This window comes from Staphylococcus sp. HMSC62D11 (genome assembly GCF_001839145.1).
Taxonomy (GTDB): domain Bacteria; phylum Bacillota; class Bacilli; order Staphylococcales; family Staphylococcaceae; genus Staphylococcus; species Staphylococcus lugdunensis.
In genome coordinates this window covers 141,034-162,009 of record NZ_KV840185.1, presented here as the reverse complement: position 1 = coordinate 162,009, position 20,976 = coordinate 141,034, and the positions used below count along the sequence as shown (strand labels likewise).

Sequence of the window (20,976 nt, the reverse complement as noted above, 5' to 3'; positions counted from 1 at the left end):
TATCTAAACTAAAAAGCCTCCTTCACTTTGCGTGAGAGAGGCTCTATATCTATATCATCTTATTAGTTATTGACTACTTGCCATGAGTTCTGCTTGTTCCACGACTTGCTCAACAGCCATTTTTTGTAAATCTGGTGGATAGCCATATTTCTTAAGTAATCTTCTTACAGCGACACGCATTTTAGCTTTAGCACTATCACGTTTAGACCAATCTACACTCATATTTTCTTTAACTGTTTTAGTTAACTCATGTGCAATAGCTCTTAATTCAGTATCGCCCATAGCTTCTTTAGCAGTTTCATGAGAGGCTAAGGCATCATAGAATGCAATTTCATCTTTGTTTAAACCTAATTCATTACCTCTTTCTTGCTCTTCTTTAATATCTTTTGCAAGTTGAATTAATTCTTCAATTACTTTAGAAGCTTCTATTGAGCGATTGTTGTATTTATTTATTGATTGACCAAGCATTTCTGAGAAGCGTTTAGATACTATCACATTCATTTTCATTAATGCTTTAACTTGTCCCTTAAGCAACTTATTTAACAATTCTACAGCTACATTTTTCTGTTTTAAACCTTCAACATCTTTTAGAAATTCATCAGATAAAATAGATATATCAGGATGATTTAAACCAAGCGTTTCATATACATCTACCACATCTTCAGTTACGACTGATTGTGATACAAGCTGATTAATTTCAGCTTCAACTTCAGCTGGTGTTTTATGTGATTGGCCTTCTTTAGATGGCTGTAATAGTTTAACTAATCCAGCCTTAACCGTTTTGAAAAATGCAATTTCATCATTCAATTCTTGCGCAGCAGGTTCTGTTGCACAAAGCGCGAATGCTTTACCTAACTCTGTTACTGTAGTAATAAAGCGTTGGCGTTCATTCTCACCTAATCCAATTACATAATCCATAGTATTTGATATGGCATTAAAACGTTCCGAATTTTTATCAGAGTTAAAGTTTGAATAATCTAAATTATAAAGCATATCTTGAATAATATCATATTTCATTAACATCAATTCCACTGCTTTATCAGTATCGATACCTGTTTGTTCTTTATCTGACTCCGTGTACTCTTTAAGCGCTTCTTTTAAATTTTCTGCAATTCCTACATAGTCTACAATAAGACCACCTGGTTTATCTTTGAACACCCTATTTACACGAGCAATTGCTTGCATTAAGTTGTGCCCCTTCATAGGTTTATCTATATACATCGTGTGCATCGAAGGTACATCAAATCCAGTTAACCACATATCTCTGACAATGACGAGTTTTAATTCATCATCAATATCTTTCATACGCTTTTCTAACAAATCACGTCGTTTTTTAGGACCAATATGTTTTTGGAAAGAAGCAGGGTCACTTGAGGACCCTGTCATAACTACCTTAATCACACCTTTGTCATCATCATCTGAATGCCATTCTGGCTTTTGACGTATAATTTCATCATATAGATTCACAGCAATACGACGACTCATAGTTACAATCATACCTTTACCTTTCATGGCTCTTTGTCTCATTTCAAAATGATTAATAATGTCTGTTGCTAAAGCTTCTATACGGGGTTTAGCACCTGCAAGTGCTTCAATACGAGACCATTTTGATTTTAAACGTTGCTTCACATCTTCTTCTTGATCCTCAGTAATTTCATCATACGACTCATCTAAGTCGAAATTTTGAGGTAAATTAAGTGGTATGACACGACTTTCATAATAAATTTTAACAGTACTTCCATCTTTCACAGCTTGCGTCATATCATAAACATCAATGTAATTGCCGAATACCATTTGCGTATTTTTATCTGTTGAAGCGACTGGTGTTCCCGTAAATCCAACGAATGTCGCATTAGGTAATGCATCACGTAAATACTTTGCATAACCGTACTTAATTCCTTCACCTTTATCATCATATTTCGCATTAAAACCATATTGTGTACGGTGGGCTTCATCAGCCATAACAATAACATTATTACGATCAGTAAGTACTGGCATAGTTGTTTCTTTTTTATCTGGTTCAAATTTTTGCATCGTTGTAAATACAATACCACCTGATTCAACAGATAATAATGATTTCAATTCTTTTCTATTGTTTGCTTGTTTAGGTGTTTGACGTAGCAATCCCTTTCCAGAACGACCCTTAGATTTCACAAATGTACTAAACAATTGATTATCTAAATCGTTACGGTCAGTCACTACGACAAGTGTAGGGTTATTCAATCTTTGGATTAACTTTCCAGAGAAGAAGACCATCGTTAGACTTTTACCTGACCCTTGTGTATGCCAAACGACACCACCTTTACCATCACCATTAGACGATGAAGCTTCAAGTGCTCTATCAACCGCTTTATTAACAGCATAATATTGATGATATGCCGCTAATATTTTACTCAAGTTACCCTTTCCATCATCTTGGAATAATACAAAATAGCGAATCAAATCGAGTAACACTTCTGGCTTTAACATACCATGGATCAATACTTCCAAACTTGCCATACTTATTGGTGCTTCCGTTTTACCATCATGTGTTCTCCATGTCATAAAACGATCATAATTAGCAGTAAGTGATCCTGCTTTTGTATTAATACCATCACTTGTTACAAGTATTTCATTAAAAGTAAACAATTGAGGTATTCGCATTTTATAAGTTTGTAACTGGTTATATCCATCTTCAATGCCTACGTTTTCATTTGAAGAACTTTTTAATTCAATAACTACAATTGGTAACCCATTAATAAATAAAATAATATCTGGGCGCTTAGTAAAATCGCCATTGACCACAGTAAGTTGATTTACAGCTAGAAAATCATTATTTTGAGGTTGTTTAAAGTCTATGATATATACTATATCTACAATGGACTTACCTTCTTCATCATAATGTTCAACTTCAATACCATTAATCAGATATTCATGAAAAGTTAGGTTATTTTCTAAAAGATTAGGTGACTTTTCAATCGTTAACTTGTGAATAGCTTGTTTTATCGCATCACGATTCACTTCAGGATTAATTCGTCTTAAAACACTTTCTAATCTTCCATCAAGAATGACATCTTTATCACTTTCACGTTCAGAAGATATTCCAGTAACACTGATATCATATCCGTTTTTATATTCATATCCTAAGTCTTGTAGCCACTCTAAAGCAACTTGTTCTAAATCATCTTCATTAAACTGATAGTTCATCCACATTCACCTCGATATCATCAGGTACTTCAAGCTCCCCAGACATTAGTTTAGGAAGAAGCGTATCTCTCAATTCGACTAAAATTTCATTTTCTTTATTTAATTTTTCTATTTTGTCCATGTATCTTTTAATTTTTTCATCAAATTTATAAGCTATATTTAAATCAATAACGATAGGAACTTTTAAAATGATACTTTTTGAAATTCTAATTACTGTAGTCCCAGTAGCACTGCCTTCAACAAACTCTCTATATTTTTTAGTTTGCATCAAGAAATATAATACAAATTTAGGTATAGTAGTTTCTTTTACTTTAAATACATCTAAACTGTAAATCATATTCTTATTTAAATTTGGAACTAATGCAGGTGCTCCTAGCATTTTTCTATCTTGCGTCAAATCAGTAGCTGCTATAATAATATCTCCAGCTTTGACTTTATGCTTATCTTTATAATCACCGAAATAATATTTAGTCTTTTCATTTTTGAATCCACTAAAGAATTTAAAGTTACTTAATGATAACATTGGAATAGATTCTTTTATCTCATTTTTTTTATCCAAAAACTTTCCTTTATAAGATAGCCCTTTATCCAAATCTATATAATTACCTAATATAGATTTCGTCCATAGTTTAGGTATTTTACCTAATTCACTATCAACCATTTCTCCACCACTTGATTTATAAGGATTACCATTTTCGTCTGGAAATTCAAAATCTACAAACCAACGTTTAAATAGTGTTTGTGTCAGTTCTTCAAGGTTTGATACTATTTTATTATTATTTTCTATTTTATTATCCAACAAAGATAAAATACTAGAAATTTTCTTTTGATTTTTTAATAAAGGAATTTCTAATGATAAGTTTTCAAACTTTGACTTATTAATTATTGGCATGGTGCTTCCATCAGCAATGCGATGAAAATAATCTCTTAATGTTTTTAATTTATAATATATATATTCTGAATCAAAATTTTCTTTGATATTAGTTACTGTATTTATTTGTTGATTTGTAAAACTCTCTTCTAGTATAAAAAAAGCTTTTCCTAAATCAGAACCTATACAGCTAATTCCTACACTATTTTTAGGACATATTTTCTTTTCTTTTTTACTTATAGCTTTTTTATCTAAAAATCTTTTAGTAACTACATATTTAGAATCTGATATATCACTTGGTGTAACAAATGGAAATGTAACCCCATATAAGTCCTTTTCTTTTTTCGAAGGAGTAAAGCCTGTCACTACATCTCCTATATCTTTGATTTTATAACTTTTAAACTCCATAACCTAATCCCTCCAATGATTTACGGATTTGGTCTTCGAGTTCTTTAGATTTGGCAAATTGTTCGCTTAATTCAGAAGTAATGCGTTCCATTTTTTGTTCAAATGGCTCTTCATCTTCTTCAACATCAGCTAGACCGACATAACGTCCAGGTGTTAAAATGTATTCATTATTTTTAACTTCTTCTAAGTTAGCTACTTTGCAAAAACCAGCGACATCTTCATATTGTTTATCACTCGTGCCTCTCCATGCATGATAAGTTTGAGCTACTTTTTGAATATCTTCATCTGAAATTTCTTTTAATGTTCTAGTTACCATGTGACCAATGTCACGCGCATCAATGAATAAAATTTCATTTTCTCTTTCATTTTTACCATTTTGACCTTTATTATTAGTGATAAACCAAAGACAAACTGGAATTGGGGTAGAATAAAATAATTGACCAGGTAATGTCACAATACATTCGACTACATCTTGTTTAATAAGATTTTTACGAATTTCTAATTCATCTTTTCCGCTTGTAGACATCGATCCATTAGCTAATACGAACCCTGCTGTACCATTAGGGGCTAATTTTGAAATCATATGTTCAATCCATGCATAGTTGGCATTACCTTTTGGTGGAATTCCAAATTGCCAACGATAGTCATCAAGTAATCGTTCTTGTCCCCAATCACTCGCATTAAATGGTGGATTTGCTAAGATATAATCTGCTTTTAATCCCTTATGTAAATCGTTTTGAAATGTATCTGCATTTCTTTCGCCTAGGTCATTATCAATACCACGAATAGCTAAGTTCATTTTGGCTAATTTCCAAGTGGTAGGATTATATTCTTGCCCATAAATCGCAATATCATCTAAACGGCCTTGATGTTTTTCAACGAATCGTTCACTTTGTACAAACATACCACCTGAACCGCAACATGGATCATAAATACGACCTTTATAAGGTTCGATCATCTCAACTAGTAATTTGACGATTGACGATGGTGTATAGAATTCTCCTGCATTTTTACCCTCTGCACTTGCAAATTTAGCAATAAAATACTCATAAACTCGACCTAATACATCTTGTTTACGACTCTCTGTATCCCCAACTTTGAACGTAAATAAATCAATTATGTCTCCCAATTTTTCTTTATCTAATGCAGGTCGTGCATATTCTTTAGGTAAAACACCTTTAAGTGATTCATTTTCCTTTTCAATAGCAATCATTGCTTTATCGATAATTTGACCAATTTCTGGTTTCTTAGCATTATCATTTATATATTGCCATCTTGCTTCTTTTGGCACCCAAAAAATATTTTCTGCTAAATACTCATCTTGATCTTCTTCATCTGCATAAAGATCTTGTTTTAATTCTTCATATTTTTCTTCGAATGAATCCGATACATATTTAAGAAAGATTAAGCCTAACGCTACATTTTTATATTCAGCGGCATCCATACTTCCTCTTAATTTATCAGCAGCTTGCCATAGCTTTTCTTCAAATCCAATTATCGCCATTAATAACACCTCTTAAAATACTTTTTAACTCAACTATATCAAACGCTTGCTCAATCATAAATATTGAACACCACATTTTGTTCATATACTAAATTAATTCTTATATATTGAATAAAAGCTAAGTTACTAAACAAAGTAAAAAAAATTATATTCATAATTCCGAACAACTATTCTAATTTAATGCTTAGTTAATTTTATTTTCACCATTGCTCACAGTAAATGAAATTTTAAGTTATCATAATACATTAATTAGATAGAACTCGTTATCTAGTCAATCCTTCATAGCATTAAAATGAACTTTATCTACATCTTCAATATACTTCATCAAAAACTTTGCAGAATTAATTACATCTATAGCTCTATAGGGCTGATGTGATAATACATTTATATTTGTTAGAAATGCACCTAATTTCCGTTTTTTTGTATCACTCATTTCTTTATGAGTCATTATCCTAAAAACTTCTTCAATTTCCGGTTGGTTAGATTTCTGAGGTAAACTATTATTTTTTAATTTAAAACTTAAAAACTCTTCAAAAACTCTTCTAATACTATTAATTGAATGATAGTAGTAACAATCTTCGCTTTTTATATCTTGTTGATTTTTTTTTGATAAATCATAAATCTCCTGAAATAACTTTTTATACGGTTTCTCTATTTTTTCTATTTTTTCCAAAAAACTAACTCCTTGATAATTTTTATGTATTTCATAAAAATTATATCTATTTCCTTTCAAGCCATAGATTATATCACAAAAATCATTCCAAGAATGAGTAAATATAAACATTTGATTTGCTTTACTTTTAATTAATTTTTTTATTAGCTCTAAAACATAAAATCTATTTGCTTCGTCAAAACTATTAATAGGATCATCAATAATTAATGTAGTAATATTACTTTTGATATTTTTTTGATTATCATCTTCAAAAAGTTCAAAATAAAAGAATAAAAATGCTAATAAATTTTTTTCCCCTTCACTTATGTCTTTTAAATTTAATGTAACTTCTTCTATAGGATGATATAAGTAATAACTATTTGTAGCATTATCAGATTCTAATCTAATATGTAAATTAATACTTTCAAATACTTCATTTAAGTAAATTTTAAAATCATTATAATCAGATTGTTTTTCACGTAATTTTTTTATTTCTAATTTAATATCTTTATTTAATTGTTCTTGTTTTCTACACTTCTCTTCTTCTTTTTGTATACTAACAATTTCTTCATTAATCGTTTGATTCTCTAGTATTTCTAAACTTATAGAACCAGTAACTATTGTAGTTATATTATCTATTTTTGTATTTAACTCTTTTAATTTTGATTTTTTCTTTATTTCAAACTCTTCCTCGATTTTTATTAATTTGCTCATTAAAGTAGTGTAAACATCAATAGGAAATTTAAGACTTTTATTTTCCATATTATCTATTTTTGTATTTAAAATTTTGATGATTTCTATTATTGGTTCTTTTAAATCTTCTTCTGTCATTTTAATTTCTAATTCTTTGATTAAAAAATCATTTTTTTCAATATTCGATATATACTGCTCATAATTTTTTAATATTCGTTCAATTGATTTTTTAATACCTATAAGATAATTAGAATCATTTTGCTTTTCATTTGATGAATACATTCTCACTTTGTCATCGATACTATTATAATCAAATTTATTCCCACAAAACTTACACATATTATCCTCTATATCATGTAAGTTTAAACCTTTAATTAACCATTCTACTACTTCATGGCTAGGAATTTTGATATCACTGTAATCTTTTTGAAATATTTCTACTATTTTATCAACTTCATATTCTTCAATTCTTAAATTAGGAATGTCAATTTCAAAAATGCGGTTATAATTATTTCTTAAAATTTCATCACCACCTAAAAAACTCTTTAATCTCTTTAAATTAGGCTCTATTTTTTTAGCTGCTTCTAAATTTTTTCTATAAAGTTCTATAACTTCTTCAATACTTTTATTTGCTGATTTTATTGGTATATTAAGATTTCCTTTTCTTGACTTGTGTATTTCATTGATTTTTTGTCTTACTTTTTTTCTTTTTTCTATTAACATTTCTTTAGTATCACTAATCTCAATAATTTTTTTATTTCGCTCAGCAATCTCATTCTCAATTTTTACATCTTTCTCTCCAAATGTTGCTTTAACTCCTTTAAATTTATTTGAATCTTCCAATAAAAGAAGTTCATCAATATAATCTGAATAAAAATATCTTAAATTATCATATTGCTTCTTTTCAATTTCTTCTTTAATTCCTCTAGCAAATGATGTCTTTCCTCGCCCATTAATTCCATAGATAATATTTATTTCACTAAATTTTAATTCTTCTTCCATACTATAATTCTTAAAAGATTTTTTTGAGAAATTAGTAATTAGCTTTATCATTAATATCCTCCAAATTTGCATATAATTTATCTGAGCCACTTTTTCTATATCTTCTTTAAGTATCATATTATTGCATATACATAAATAATTGAAAAATTAGAAAACCTCAATTACTCTTAAACACTATAAACATATCTCTTTCTTAATATAATATTTTATTTTAAAAACATTATATTACAAAAGACCTAATTAGTTTACTTTATTATCAACACTAAAATTGTATTTTTGTGTTACGCTACACAAAAAACGGTAATTCTCAATTACCATACATGAAAAAACTTTACAAAGGTACTGAAGAAACCGCATCACTTATGATACGCTTCGCCTCGCATAATTTTAAATGCGCGGTAAACTTGCTCGATTAAAATCACGCGCATCATTTGGTGTGGGAAGGTCATTTTGCTGAATGAGAGTGCGTAGTTGCTACGTGTTAAGACGTCTTTATGTAATCCGTTTGATCCGCCAATAACAAAGGTGAAGTCGCTTTGGCCTTGGGTCATACGTTGTTGTAATTCTTGTGCTAAGCCTTCTGATGACAGCATTTCCCCTGCAATTTCTAATGTAATGACTGTTGCTTGAGGCTTAATTTTAGCCAGGAGGCGTTGGCCTTCTTTGGCTTTTACTTGTTCTATTTCTTTGTTGCTCATATTTTCTGGTGCTTTTTCGTCTGGTACTTCTATCAGTTCTATTTTACTATAGGCACTCAGGCGTTTTTCGTATTCTGCAATAGCCTGTTTCCAGTATTTTTCTTTTAATTTTCCTACTGCAAGTATTGTAATTTTCATATTAAACCTCCGTGATGAAGTAACTTATTCTAGTTATCCACAAGTTATTCACTTATCAACACTATACCCTCTTATTATACCAATAATGAATAAAAATAAGCCTTATTTTTGTGATTTATTTGGTAAAAAGCGTTAATAACTTGTGATTATGTGGATAACTCTGTGAATAATGTGTATATTTTTGTGTGTATTGTTCACAACACTGGATAACTTTGCATGAATTTGGGGATAACTTGCTTACCGTCTTACATAGTTATACACATATATTATGTGTTAAATGGCAGCGTTTCAATTATTCATTTCTTAGACTGCCCTTCTACTTAATTAATTACAAATAAAAAGAGCAGGATTAAGTCTGTCATTTTAAGACTTTGTTATCCTGCTCATTAAAATAGCATTTGAAACTATAGTGTATAAATAGGTGTTGCTTGTGCTTTATCCGTATCACATAATAACACTTCTTTTTGTGTATCAATGTCATGTTCATTCAATACTTGACCGACACTCATACGTGCTAAATCTTTCATATTATTATCTTGAGATAAGTGCGATAAATAAATGCGCTTTGTGTTTCCTGTGATTACATCTGTCATTGCGTGTCCTGCATCTTCGTTAGACACATGCCCCATATCACTGAGGATACGTTGCTTTGTCTTCCATGGATATCGACACATGCGCAACATATCTACATCGTGGTTACTTTCAAACATAAAGACGTCACTACCATGTATCATGCCTTTCATGCGGTCTGAAATATATCCTGTATCCGTAATCATTGTAAATTTCTTATAATTATTATGAAAAATGTAAAATTGTGGATCAATCGCATCATGTGAAACGTTAAATGATTCAATATCAAAGCCTGCGATTGACTTCGTTTCATATGGATTGAATATAAATTTTTGTTCCATCGGTATTTTGTTATCTTTCTTTTCAATCATTTTCCATGTCTTTTCATTCGCATAAATTGGCAAATGATACTTACGTGCTAAGACTCCTAATCCTTTAATATGATCACTATGCTCATGTGTCACGAGTATGCCGTTTAAATCGCTTATATTTCTGTCGATTTGGCTAAACAGATTTTCCATTTTCTTACCTGTTAAACCGACATCAACTAATAAGCTGCCTTTTTCACTTTCTACATAAGTAGCATTACCAGTACTGCCGCTAGCTAAGACGCTCATACGTATCACGTCACTCATCCTTCCTACTATCTGTCATGCTGTGTGTTATTATTTACACTCCCCTTAGAGGTCCTCCTATGTAAATCAACCATCCACACGTTATACATCAGTGACCGTTATTATCAATGATATGTTATCACGCTGTATCACAAGCACATCATCGTATTCCGTCCTCTAAAATATCTTTGTATATTACTATACCAATTATAAGAACAATGTGCCAATACACAGATTTAAAATAGCGCGCATATTTTTATTTTAAGTTTCTGTATGTAAGCTTATATATCTAGAAAATACCTCATATGTTATCACCTTTTTATCGTTCATGCGTACTTCTTCTATCAATAGTTGCATCGTATATATTTTGTTTTACTTATTGTGCTAGATTTTATACTACCTTCACAGTTCCTTCTCTATACTGTAAGTCTTCCCTTATTGGATTATGCCGTTTGTTTTGTACTTCATAAACTATAAATAAGCCTTGTGAGACATAGTTGGAAAATTACTATATATTGAAAAATGTAAACTTTTATTTTATTATCTTAAACAATTGTTATTGCTCTATTACTAATTACTTATGCACCATATTAAAAATAAAAGAGGGGCAATTATGAAAAAGCTTAGTGCCATTATTGTTATTTTATTACTTATTGTATTCACTTTCTTTCCTAAGCATAGTAAGCAAGCTGATATTGAAAAGGGTATTTCTATTGATATTGCACGGACGCATTATACTAAAGATAGCATTAAGAAAATCATCGGCGAGCTTAGCCGTGTCAATGGGTGTTATCTACAATTACACCTTGCTGACAATGACAATTATAGTATTTACTCAAAGGTCTTAGGTCAAACGTCTACCCATTCAAATCACTATTACCTCACAAAGGCAGAATTGCGTGAGCTTGTTCAATATGCCAATAAACACCATGTCCAGCTTATTCCTGAATTAGACTTCCCTGCACATTCAAAAGCCATGCTGACGTTACTCCATAAACATCATCCCTCCCAATATCGACAGGTTGTTTCTAGCTATGATAATACAATGCTTGATTTTCAACAAAATCAGGCAGCGCTTGATGTATCTCATCAGTTAATCAATGAAGTTGCTGATATTTTCTATCAAACGCCATATAAAGACAATTTAAAAATGGTTATCGGTGGAGATGAGGTGCCTGGTGGAGGCGCACATCAACGTGATTTTGTTTCATACATGAATCAGCTTGCAGACACTGTCCAAGCAAAGCATTATACGCCTAAGATGTGGAATGATTCTTTGACACACGAAGGGCTCAAAAATTTAAATCACAGCATTATTATTATGTATTGGCATCAACCATCCAAACAGTCACCATCGCCAACTGACTTTTTCACTAACCACTTTATGGTCGAAAATTTTAATCGTTCTGTTTACTACGTCTTTCCTAGAGCACAGCAAAGCACACATTCGTTAGCTAAGCAGAAAGCTGATATTGCCGACACACGTTTAACAGATTTTAATACAGCTAATATGCGTAAAGACCCGCATTTCAATAGTTATATTAATGGTGAATATCTTACATTTTGGGGAGAATTTGCTTCAGATTTAAAACAGACCAATTTAATCGAGTATGTATATAAGTTTATTCGCATTTATTTTAATTCCTAACTCCTTAAGGTTAATTTTTTTCAGCAAAAAAGATTTTCTTCACGATAATTGTTTTTGCTAGAAGAAAAGAAACACATATTGATTTTTCTTACAGATAAAATTTTTATTTGAATTTAGTGAGTTCATTTGTAGATTTTTTACAAACAAAATTATTTTTATATGTCTTTTTTATAAATTAAAAAAGTGTTGCAATACCTAAATTTTTACCTTATCATCATCAATGCACAATACATTTTTGATGGAGGGCGAAAATGAAATATTTAAATTTGTTAATTCTCTATCCACTTTTCATGTCAATGTTTTGGATAGTAGGAACGGTTATTTATATGCTCTTTTCAGAAATTTGGCTTAAAAGGAAGCCAAATAAAGACATCGGTGATCAAGGTATTTCCTTTTTAATTCCTTGTTTTAACGAGGAAGAGACGATTGAAGACACGATTTCGAATTTGTTATCGTTAGAGTTTCCAAATAAACAAATTATTGTGATTAATGATGGGAGCTCTGACAATTCTGCTGAAGTTATTTACAAGCTGCAAAAAACATTAGATTTCACTTTTGTTGATTTAGAAAAAAACCAAGGAAAAGCAAACGCCTTAAATCAAGGTTTGAACTATGCACAATATGATTTAGTGATGGGCATTGATGCAGATACCTTAATTGATGATGACGCACCTTATTTCATGTTAGAACATTTTATTGATAATCCGAAATTGGCTGCGGTAACTGGCAATCCTCGTATTAGAAATAAGAAGTCTATTCTAGGTAAAATTCAAACAATTGAGTATGCTAGCATGGTTGGCAGTATTAAACGTGCCCAATCTTTAACTGGCAAGGTCAATACTATATCAGGAGTTTTCACACTATTCAGAAAGCGTGCGATTGAACAAGTAGGTAAGTGGGATATCGATATGATTACAGAAGACATTGCGATTTCTTGGAAATTTCATCTTGCCAACTTACACATTAAATATGAACCCCGCGCATTATGTCGAATGCTTGTTCCTGAGACGATACCTGGCTTATGGAAACAACGTCTTCGATGGGCACAAGGTGGGCAAGAAGTTCTGATTCGGGACTTCAAACAAGGTATCAAAACACTTAATCCAGCAACGTATATGCTGATATTTGAACAAATCTTTTCATTGCTTTGGGTTCATTGCGTTGTGATTCTTTTAATTATCGATATCATTAACGCTAATTTTTTAGATTATTATTTCTTAAATTATCAATTTTCTTTATTAATCCTGTCAGCGCTACTTTTGACTTTTATCAATACTGTACAATTTGTTATTGCGCTATTCGTGGATAGTCGCTATGAAAAAATTAATCTTTTAACCATATTTTACTTAAGTTGGTATTCAACAATATATTGGCTGTTAAATGCTTTGGTCGCTATTTCTGCCTTTCCAAAAGCATTAAGACGTAAAAAAGGAGCGTTTGCGACATGGACAAGTCCAGACAGAGGAAAAAATTAGTAATCCATGCTTTTTGCCATGCATTACGTGAAATAATTACATTTATTATTAGTTTAATATTTTGGCTCTATTTTATGATTGCTTGCATTTTAGTTATTGGTTCACTCTTCACGTTTAATATTGACATCGTGTTAATCATAAGAACGTTATTAAACGTTGAAGCAGTTACGATGAGTGACATCTTTTTTACCTTACTTAAATTTATCATCATTGACATTATTATCTTCTCACTTTGTTTAATTAGCAGAAAAATAATATATAAAAAAGAAGGTATTAATCATGGCAAAGTTTTTTAAATTATGTAGCATTTTAACGTTGTTAACAATCTTATGTATCTTTCAAACACATACCATTTCTAGTGCAAAAAGCAAAGAAAAAACGCTTAACGTCAAAGGTAATAGTGCATTAGCACTCAATTATCATCGTATCCGAGATGATAATTGGTTTAAAAACACCCTTTTTACCTTATCTAACAGTAAAGAAATTAAAAATTATAGTATTAGTAAAGAAGCGTTTGAGGCTGAAATTAAATGGCTTAAAGCTCATGGGGCACATTTTTTAACAGAAAAAGAATTTCAACATTATAAAGAAAAAGGTAAATTCCCACCTAAAAGTGTCTGGATTAGCTTTGATGACATGGAACAATCCGTCTATGATAATGCAAATCCAATTATTGAAAAATATAAAATACCTGTTACAGGATTTATAATTACTGGTCAAATTGGCAATGAAAATTTTCATAATTTAAATCTTAGTGATTTAAGTACTTTAAAAATATTAAATCATTCTAAATATTGGACCTTTAGTTCACATACGGATAATTTACATTCACTGACTAAAGACAGAAAAGCCATCATGACAAGTACACCTGATGACAAGTTAAAAGATGATATTGTCAAAAGTAATCTTTTCATTCATAAACAGTTTCATAAAAATAATGATTCTATTGCTTATCCTTATGGTGAAGTAAGCAATCAAAATATAAAAGTACTTAAAAAAGAAGGTATTCGCTATGGCTATACACTCGAAGATAAAGCTGTTAAACCTAGTGAAAACAACTATCGTATTCCTCGTGTCTTAATGAATGAAGATGCGTTTAATAAATTAATTAAAAAATGGGATGGTTTTGCTGATGGCCGTTAAAAATAAAAAAAGGAAAGAACTTATTTATTTAAGAGCAATGTTGTGTATTATCATTATTATCACACATACATTAACACAATATATGCGAGGTATTGATGGCGATGATCTTAGACAATTAAAAGTCATCTATTATGCTCAAAATATTTTTATCTTTGGCACGCCTTGCTTTATTATCTTGTCACAACTGTTAACAACATTAAATTATGCTTCATTACGCATCACCTATTTAACGTCACGTTTTAAATACATTATTTTGCCTTATTTATGTGTCGGTTGTTTCTATTGTTACAGTGAATCGCGTAAATTAGGTGATCCATTCTGGCATCAGTTTTGGCAAAATGTTGTATTAGGTTATTGGTATGGCTATTTTATTCTAATTATTATTCAATATTTTATCTTAAGCTATCTTATCTACAAAATAACACCTAAAATTTTTAATAGTAAATTATTATTAATTGGCTCATTTTTTGTACAGTATTTCTTTCTATACTATTTACATCATAACCACCAATTTGAGACATTTGTACATAAAATTTATCCTTTAAGTGATAATACCTTTATTTTAGGATGGATATTTTTCTTCTTCTTAGGTGGCTATATTGGTTATAACTATCATAAAATTATCGCATTTTTACATGATTTTCCTTTTATTATATTAACCTTAGCTGTTGGTTCGTATTTAATGTTTGTCTTTTTATTTGGAAAGCACGATTACTGGAATGTTACCAGCTATAGTGAATCGTTAATGTTATATCATATGAGTATGTTTTTACTATTATTGAGCTTATGTATTCATTATAAATACTTTATGTTTGGTGTTATTAATTTAATTAACTCATTCTCTTTCTTTATCTATCTCTTACATCCGATTGTATTAGAATATGTATATGAGTATACGTCTATTTTTATTAATACAAGTATTATTTTTATCATCTTTTCTGTTGTTGGAACGCTAGGTATTTGTATTGGCATTGGTATTATTTTACGTGAATTCTATATTTGCCGCTTTATTATTGGTAAGCAACCTTATAAGTTGGATATTGATTTTAAAGGAACATACTAATTTCTCGTTTCATCAATTACATGTTGCTACTGTCTGGGATGTAAATCCTTTAAAAAATTTAGCCAGTAAATGCGTTTTTGTAAATGCATTTACTGGCTTCTTTGTTTATCGTATTGTTGGCTCGCTTTCTTAGGGGACAGCTTCAGGCCACCCCAACCTGCGATGCGTGTTTAATGATCGATGACTTTAGGGTTATCTGAAGTGGCTTCTACATAATATGTCTTCACGGTATCTTTATTTTTATGTTTGACTTTGATTTCCCAGTTAGGTTGCAGCAACTGCACATTTGTTTCTCTCACGACAGAATAATAACCAAGACGTGCATCAATAACTTCGTCATTTTCTTTTAAATAGCGATTAAAGTATAGTGTTTCAACTGCTTTACGTGGTGTTATGATTTGCTTTTTATCATTGTTATCACTTTTTGCAGGTTCGATTTTATCCATAATGGTTTGTTCATATGCTTTTGCTTTGCCACCATCGATTGAGAACTTTAATTCGGCTTTACTATTATTCATAATAGGATAATCTTGATACGTTTGTTCATACGTAACGCTATTATTATTTACCCCACCTAACTGATAGAGTTTTCCATTATAAATATGTTCCATTAAGTACTTTTTCAAATCACTAAAGTTACTATCGCTCACATTTACGGTTGAATCTATGTTACCTTTTAACATTTTGCCTGATTTTTCGGCTTTTAGTGAAGAATGTGCTTTAGCATAACTTGTGAAGTCTTTAGAACTTGCTGTAATCATCTGCATTTTAATTCCTTTAACATCTTTATCCAAAATGTCTTTAGAAATTTTAATCTCTTCTTGTTGAAAATTGACTTGATTCTCATTTTCGGAATCATTAATTTGAGATTGTGTAACTTTATTAATATAGATGACGATAAGCGAAATGTTCACTAGAATAAATACGAAAATAAACAGTGTCTTTGTTAGTTTCCAGTTCATTTATTCAAGCCTCCCATTCTCATAGGCATACCACTCGCCATCATATTCAATATACCATTTAGGCATAAATTCACTATTGCGCTGTATTTCAATATCATTTTGTTCTGGCTTGTCATTTTCTTTGTAACCTACTGTGATATTGGTTACTTTTTCAAAATCTACATTAGGATCATTAGCCAATGAGGAACGAACGCTTTCTACGCTTGGCAATTTACAGGTCTTACCTTCTAACGGAACGCTAGAGCGTAATAAGGCACGTTGGTAATCATAAATACCTTTATCTCCCCATGTGACTTGAATTTGATTTAGATGCTGTTTACTAAAGGTTGGGTGGCCATTTAAGAACATTTGATATGTCAGTTGGCCATTATGATTATCTGTGCTGAACAGACGATAATCATCATTGACAAAGCCACCATGACTATTTATATAGTCAAAGGTACTTGGTATCGTTGTTTCCATATCGCTAGAGCTGGATTCGTCTTCTGAGAGATTACGATAATGATACTTTTCACTGTCGTTGTTGTAATTGGCAACTCCCGTATTGTTGTTATAGGTTGTTGCGCCGCCTCGACCGCTTCGTACAATGACAGAATCATCAAAAAGAATTGCATTCATCACCTCTACATTAATGGTATCGAATACCATGCGATATGACATCATTTCTTTGGGTTTCTTCGGTGCAAACACATGTGTTGCTTTATCAATCGTATTTTTATTAGTAATAATTTCTGAGTAATTGGTCATTCCTTTTTCAAGTTGATCCAACGATTTTATAAATGACTCTGCTTTAGCATCCATTGTTAATTTGATAGCATCATGGCGATCTTTACTAATCGCATACAACACGAGACGGTCATATGGATCTTTATCAATTAATATACGATTGAAGTTAAAGTTTTTAGGAATTTTAGCGCTAATATCGAGTACCTGTCCTAAATAGACATTCAATGGAAGGTCATATGTAAAATCAAGCACTGCATAATGGTTAGTTAACTCGGGAATGGTTAAATTATAGTCGTGATGTAACTTTTCTACCTTTTTAACTTTGTGTTTTTTTAATGGCTCAACCATTTGTAATATATTGGCCTTTGAACCTTCGATACCTTTTACATCATCGCCCCTTTTACGGATAATTTGAAATGGCGAGATTACCGTTTCTTCTTTCGCTGACATAGGTTTTCCAATACTCTTTGAACTTACTTTTTTACTATCCGTGCTGTCTAAATGTGTTAAATCTGGAGTGAAATTCCAAATCATATAGGTTAATACCACACTCATAAGTACTAGTAGAATTAAAATAATTGATTTGATATTCTCTCTATTACTCATCCCAATCACCATCATCAATCACTTCACATGGAAGTGTAATAAAGATTGATGTGCCTTGCCCTTCGACACTATTTGCCCAAATGCGACCATGATGTGCCTCGACAATTTCTTTAGAGATAGCTAAACCTAGTCCAGTACCACCCATTTTACGCGTACGTGCTTTATCGACACGGTAAAAGCGGTCAAAGATTTTTTCAACTTTATTAATTGGAATACCGATACCATTATCTTTAATACGAATGGTCATACGATTATATAAAGCATTTTGTTTCACGTGAAACTCAACACGTTTATCACCGCGAGAATATTTCATAGCATTTGTAATTACGTTATCGAATACCTGTGTCATCTTGTCTGGATCAATTTCCGCAAAGATGGTTTCATTAGGAATTTCTCGCACAAAGGTTGTATCTTTGGCCGACATTTCATGGCGATTAATAATTTTATTGATAAACATATTGAAGTCGACAATTTCTTTATTAATTTGATCGGACTCGTTGTCCATTTTAGATAATTGCAGTAAGTCATTAACTAAACGAATCATTCTTTCGGTTTCTTCACGTGTAACCGATAAGAATTGTGGTGCGAGTGCGCCATCTTTCCATGCGCCACTTTCTAACGCTTCAATATAGCTATTCATTGATGTTAATGGTGTCCGTAATTCATGTGAAACATTGGCAACAAACTCTCGGCGCTCACGTTCGACTTGTTGTTGCTCTGTAACGTCATGCAACACCGCAATATAACCAGTCACAAAGCCTGTTTCTTGCACAATTGTACTAAAGTTAACCCGGGCAATAATGCCTTCTTCTTCATTTATATCCAATAAGAAACTATCATTGTTCTCTTGAATTTCATCTAATGAAAATTCTTGTTCTAAATTTAACACGCTTAACATATAATAACCGATTAAATCTTCTTTAGCCATGCCAAGCATTTTAAGCGCCATATCGTTGATAATCCGAACACGGCCACGTCTATCCGTTGCGATAATACCATCGCTCATATGTGTGATGACGGAATCAAGACGACGCTTTTCACTTTCTGTATTCGCTTGGGCTTCTTGTACACGTTTAGATAAATTGTTAAACGCTAATGCTAATTCCCCGATTTCATCGTTTCCATAAATCTTCACGCGTTGTGTATAGTTACCTTTAGACATCTCAACCGTCTGATTACGCATATCGGTAATTGGTCGAGTAATGGTTCGCGCAATAAAGAAACCGAGTATCACCGTAATAAAGAGTGAAATCGCCGTACCTATAATAAATATTTGGTTAATATTGTTTAATTGATTGTACACATCATTGATATTTGCTTCGATATAAATATCGCCCACGGTATCTTTACCATTTTTCACGGGAAGATTATATACCCAGATTCGTTCCTTACCATTGCCATAGTCTTTTAGCACATTATGACTATTAGACTGTCCAAGTGAAATGGCCTTTTGAACGGAACTATCATTGACCTTTTGATTAATCATATTATGTGATGACAAACGTGCCGTTGCCATAATAATTTGATCTTTATCAATAAAGCGAATTTCTTCAATTTCTTGACGGTTGGCATACTCATTAAGTAAATTTTGAACTTCTTTCTGCATATTTACAGAATCGTCTTTATAACTACGCTCAATATTGACTTCTAATTGGGTTGCATATTGTTTAATATTCTTTCTAAAATTATCTGTCAGTTCCTTTTCTAAACTATTTGTAAAATACAAACCGATAATTTGCATTCCAATAATAATCAAAAGAACATATACAACAACCAATTTAGTGTGAAGGGATTGTAATTGTTTCAGCCACTTCATGCAAAGACTCCTCTAATCATGTTGTTGGAGGAAATATCCAACGCCTCTTCTAGTTACGATATATTCTGGATGTGATGGATCGTCTTCGATTTTTTCGCGTAAACGACGAATTGTTACGTCAACCGTACGTACATCTCCAAAATAGTCATAGCCCCAAACAGTTTGAAGCAAGTGCTCACGTGTCATCACTTGACCCATATGCTTAGATAAGTAATGGAACAACTCAAATTCACGATGTGTTAATTCAATATCTTCACCGCGTTTTTTAATAGAATATGCGTCTGGATAAATCACAATATCTTTAATTGTGATTTCGTTTGATGCGTTATTCACTTCTTGGGCAGGTTGTGAATAATGACGACGTAAATTAGCTTTAACTCGAGCAATTAATTCACGTGTACTGAAAGGTTTTGTGACGTAATCGTCAGCACCTAATTCAAGGCCTAATACTTTATCAATTTCAGAGTCTTTTGCCGTTAGCATGATAATTGGCATTTCGAATTTTTTACGTACTTCACGGCAGACTTCCATGCCGTCTCGACCAGGTAACATGATATCTAATAACACAATGTCTGGTTCTTCCTCATAAATTAAATCAACGGCATCGTTACCATCATAGGCACAATAAACATCGTATCCTTCTTTTTTTAGATTAAATTCTAAAATATCAGCAATTGGTTTTTCATCATCAACTACAACAACTTTTCTTGCCATATCTAAAAACCTCATTTCTAAAATTGTAGTTCTTCACATCTGTTCTATTAAAAAGTTCTTTACTTATATAAAATAAATCTTCTGTGTAGAAATATCCAACAATCGTTCCTATCTACACAAGTATCTACTATATAATTTACCATTAATATACTGCGAATTCTATTTTCATAAGTAAAATTATAGAATAATATTTTTTATAAGTTTACCACTCTATGCCTAATTTACAAATAAGTTAGTCTATTCTATCTTTTGAATTTAGCCGATTTTTAAAAATCCAATTAAATATTACAAAATGATGTTATAACAATGGGTATTCATTGCGGGATTTCTTATCCATATCATTTAAAATATTAAGTTTTTATTGCAACATGCTATTGTAGTATTAACCATGCGTGACACAACTACTTTTATATAAAAGCATAAAAAAATGCCTACCCTATTGGGTAAGCAATACGGTCTCGACGGGAATCGAACCCGCGATCTCCTG

General features: G+C 31.4%; 15 protein-coding genes. 5 read left to right on the top strand and 10 right to left on the bottom strand.

Annotation, left to right across the window (positions count from 1 at the left end):
* Window positions 1–66: 66 nt before the first annotated feature.
* The 6 genes from HMPREF3267_RS05310 to HMPREF3267_RS05285 all read right to left on the bottom strand — a co-directional run bounded on the left by HMPREF3267_RS05310 (window position 67) and on the right by HMPREF3267_RS05285 (window position 10,357).
* A complete protein-coding gene (locus HMPREF3267_RS05310; protein ID WP_062078377.1) occupies window positions 67–3,186 on the bottom strand; it encodes a type I restriction endonuclease subunit R in 3,120 nt (1,039 codons plus the stop codon).
* Window positions 3,170–4,465, bottom strand: a complete 1,296-nt coding sequence (locus HMPREF3267_RS05305; RefSeq protein ID WP_062078379.1) for a restriction endonuclease subunit S — start codon at window positions 4,463–4,465, stop codon at window positions 3,170–3,172. Before HMPREF3267_RS05305 ends, HMPREF3267_RS05310 begins: the two co-directional genes overlap by 17 nt.
* Window positions 4,455–5,969, bottom strand: a complete 1,515-nt coding sequence (locus HMPREF3267_RS05300; RefSeq protein ID WP_070823865.1) for a class I SAM-dependent DNA methyltransferase — start codon at window positions 5,967–5,969, stop codon at window positions 4,455–4,457. The genes HMPREF3267_RS05305 and HMPREF3267_RS05300 overlap by 11 nt, the downstream gene beginning before the upstream one ends.
* A 271-nt stretch (window positions 5,970–6,240) precedes the next feature.
* Window positions 6,241–8,367, bottom strand: a complete 2,127-nt coding sequence (locus HMPREF3267_RS05295; RefSeq protein ID WP_062078383.1) for an AAA family ATPase — start codon at window positions 8,365–8,367, stop codon at window positions 6,241–6,243.
* A gap of 305 nt (window positions 8,368–8,672) precedes the next feature.
* A complete protein-coding gene (rlmH, locus tag HMPREF3267_RS05290; protein ID WP_062078385.1) occupies window positions 8,673–9,152 on the bottom strand; it encodes a 23S rRNA (pseudouridine(1915)-N(3))-methyltransferase RlmH in 480 nt (159 codons plus the stop codon).
* A 404-nt stretch (window positions 9,153–9,556) separates the two neighbouring features.
* Complete coding sequence (locus HMPREF3267_RS05285) at window positions 9,557–10,357, bottom strand: MBL fold metallo-hydrolase (protein WP_037540904.1); 801 nt, start codon at window positions 10,355–10,357, stop codon at window positions 9,557–9,559.
* 592 nt (window positions 10,358–10,949) lie between these two features.
* Between HMPREF3267_RS05285 and HMPREF3267_RS05280 the strand changes: the two genes are divergently transcribed.
* The 5 genes from HMPREF3267_RS05280 (at window position 10,950) to icaC (ending at window position 15,665) form a co-directional block, all read left to right on the top strand.
* Complete coding sequence (locus HMPREF3267_RS05280; RefSeq protein ID WP_070823864.1) at window positions 10,950–11,984, top strand: family 20 glycosylhydrolase; 1,035 nt, start codon at window positions 10,950–10,952, stop codon at window positions 11,982–11,984.
* Between the two features lie 251 nt (window positions 11,985–12,235).
* Window positions 12,236–13,459, top strand: a complete 1,224-nt coding sequence (gene icaA, locus HMPREF3267_RS05275; RefSeq protein ID WP_012991041.1) for a poly-beta-1,6 N-acetyl-D-glucosamine synthase IcaA — start codon at window positions 12,236–12,238, stop codon at window positions 13,457–13,459.
* The gene (gene icaD / locus HMPREF3267_RS05270) at window positions 13,429–13,755 is read left to right on the top strand and encodes an intracellular adhesion protein IcaD (RefSeq protein WP_002461006.1); all 327 of its coding nucleotides are present in this window, start codon (window positions 13,429–13,431) and stop codon (window positions 13,753–13,755) included. The genes icaA and icaD overlap by 31 nt, the downstream gene beginning before the upstream one ends.
* Complete coding sequence (icaB, locus tag HMPREF3267_RS05265; protein WP_002492063.1) at window positions 13,739–14,602, top strand: intercellular adhesin biosynthesis polysaccharide N-deacetylase; 864 nt, start codon at window positions 13,739–13,741, stop codon at window positions 14,600–14,602. Before icaD ends, icaB begins: the two co-directional genes overlap by 17 nt.
* Complete coding sequence (gene icaC, locus HMPREF3267_RS05260) at window positions 14,592–15,665, top strand: polysaccharide intercellular adhesin biosynthesis/export protein IcaC (protein WP_002461010.1); 1,074 nt, start codon at window positions 14,592–14,594, stop codon at window positions 15,663–15,665. Before icaB ends, icaC begins: the two co-directional genes overlap by 11 nt.
* Window positions 15,666–15,835: 170 nt before the next feature.
* Here the strand turns inward: icaC and HMPREF3267_RS05255 are convergent, their stop codons facing one another.
* Genes HMPREF3267_RS05255 through yycF form a run of 4 tightly spaced genes read right to left on the bottom strand, consistent with a single transcriptional unit; the run spans window position 15,836 to window position 20,489 of the window.
* Complete coding sequence (locus tag HMPREF3267_RS05255; RefSeq protein WP_062078389.1) at window positions 15,836–16,627, bottom strand: two-component system regulatory protein YycI; 792 nt, start codon at window positions 16,625–16,627, stop codon at window positions 15,836–15,838.
* A complete protein-coding gene (gene yycH, locus HMPREF3267_RS05250) occupies window positions 16,628–17,959 on the bottom strand; it encodes a two-component system activity regulator YycH (protein ID WP_062078391.1) in 1,332 nt (443 codons plus the stop codon).
* On the bottom strand, window positions 17,952–19,775 hold the full coding sequence (walK, locus tag HMPREF3267_RS05245; RefSeq protein ID WP_002461016.1) for a cell wall metabolism sensor histidine kinase WalK: 1,824 nt from the start codon (window positions 19,773–19,775) through the stop codon (window positions 17,952–17,954). Before walK ends, yycH begins: the two co-directional genes overlap by 8 nt.
* A gap of 12 nt (window positions 19,776–19,787) precedes the next feature.
* A complete protein-coding gene (yycF, locus tag HMPREF3267_RS05240; protein ID WP_002479194.1) occupies window positions 19,788–20,489 on the bottom strand; it encodes a response regulator YycF in 702 nt (233 codons plus the stop codon).
* Window positions 20,490–20,976 lie beyond the last annotated feature (487 nt).

Bases quoted from the DNA above. Each gene is read 5' to 3' on its own strand.
- HMPREF3267_RS05280 (WP_070823864.1), top strand. From the start codon at position 10,950: ATGAAAAAGCTTAGTGCCATTATTGTTATTTTATTACTTATTGTATTC.
- HMPREF3267_RS05255 (WP_062078389.1), bottom strand. From the start codon at position 16,627: ATGAACTGGAAACTAACAAAGACACTGTTTATTTTCGTATTTATTCTA.
- HMPREF3267_RS05310 (WP_062078377.1), bottom strand. From the start codon at position 3,186: ATGAACTATCAGTTTAATGAAGATGATTTAGAACAAGTTGCTTTAGAG.
- rlmH (WP_062078385.1), bottom strand. From the start codon at position 9,152: ATGAAAATTACAATACTTGCAGTAGGAAAATTAAAAGAAAAATACTGG.
- HMPREF3267_RS05300 (WP_070823865.1), bottom strand. From the start codon at position 5,969: ATGGCGATAATTGGATTTGAAGAAAAGCTATGGCAAGCTGCTGATAAA.
- HMPREF3267_RS05305 (WP_062078379.1), bottom strand. From the start codon at position 4,465: ATGGAGTTTAAAAGTTATAAAATCAAAGATATAGGAGATGTAGTGACA.
- icaA (WP_012991041.1), top strand. From the start codon at position 12,236: ATGAAATATTTAAATTTGTTAATTCTCTATCCACTTTTCATGTCAATG.
- icaC (WP_002461010.1), top strand. From the start codon at position 14,592: ATGGCCGTTAAAAATAAAAAAAGGAAAGAACTTATTTATTTAAGAGCA.
- HMPREF3267_RS05285 (WP_037540904.1), bottom strand. From the start codon at position 10,357: ATGAGTGACGTGATACGTATGAGCGTCTTAGCTAGCGGCAGTACTGGT.
- yycF (WP_002479194.1), bottom strand. From the start codon at position 20,489: ATGGCAAGAAAAGTTGTTGTAGTTGATGATGAAAAACCAATTGCTGAT.
- icaB (WP_002492063.1), top strand. From the start codon at position 13,739: ATGGCAAAGTTTTTTAAATTATGTAGCATTTTAACGTTGTTAACAATC.
- walK (WP_002461016.1), bottom strand. From the start codon at position 19,775: ATGAAGTGGCTGAAACAATTACAATCCCTTCACACTAAATTGGTTGTT.
- yycH (WP_062078391.1), bottom strand. From the start codon at position 17,959: ATGAGTAATAGAGAGAATATCAAATCAATTATTTTAATTCTACTAGTA.
- icaD (WP_002461006.1), top strand. From the start codon at position 13,429: ATGGACAAGTCCAGACAGAGGAAAAAATTAGTAATCCATGCTTTTTGC.
- HMPREF3267_RS05295 (WP_062078383.1), bottom strand. From the start codon at position 8,367: ATGATAAAGCTAATTACTAATTTCTCAAAAAAATCTTTTAAGAATTAT.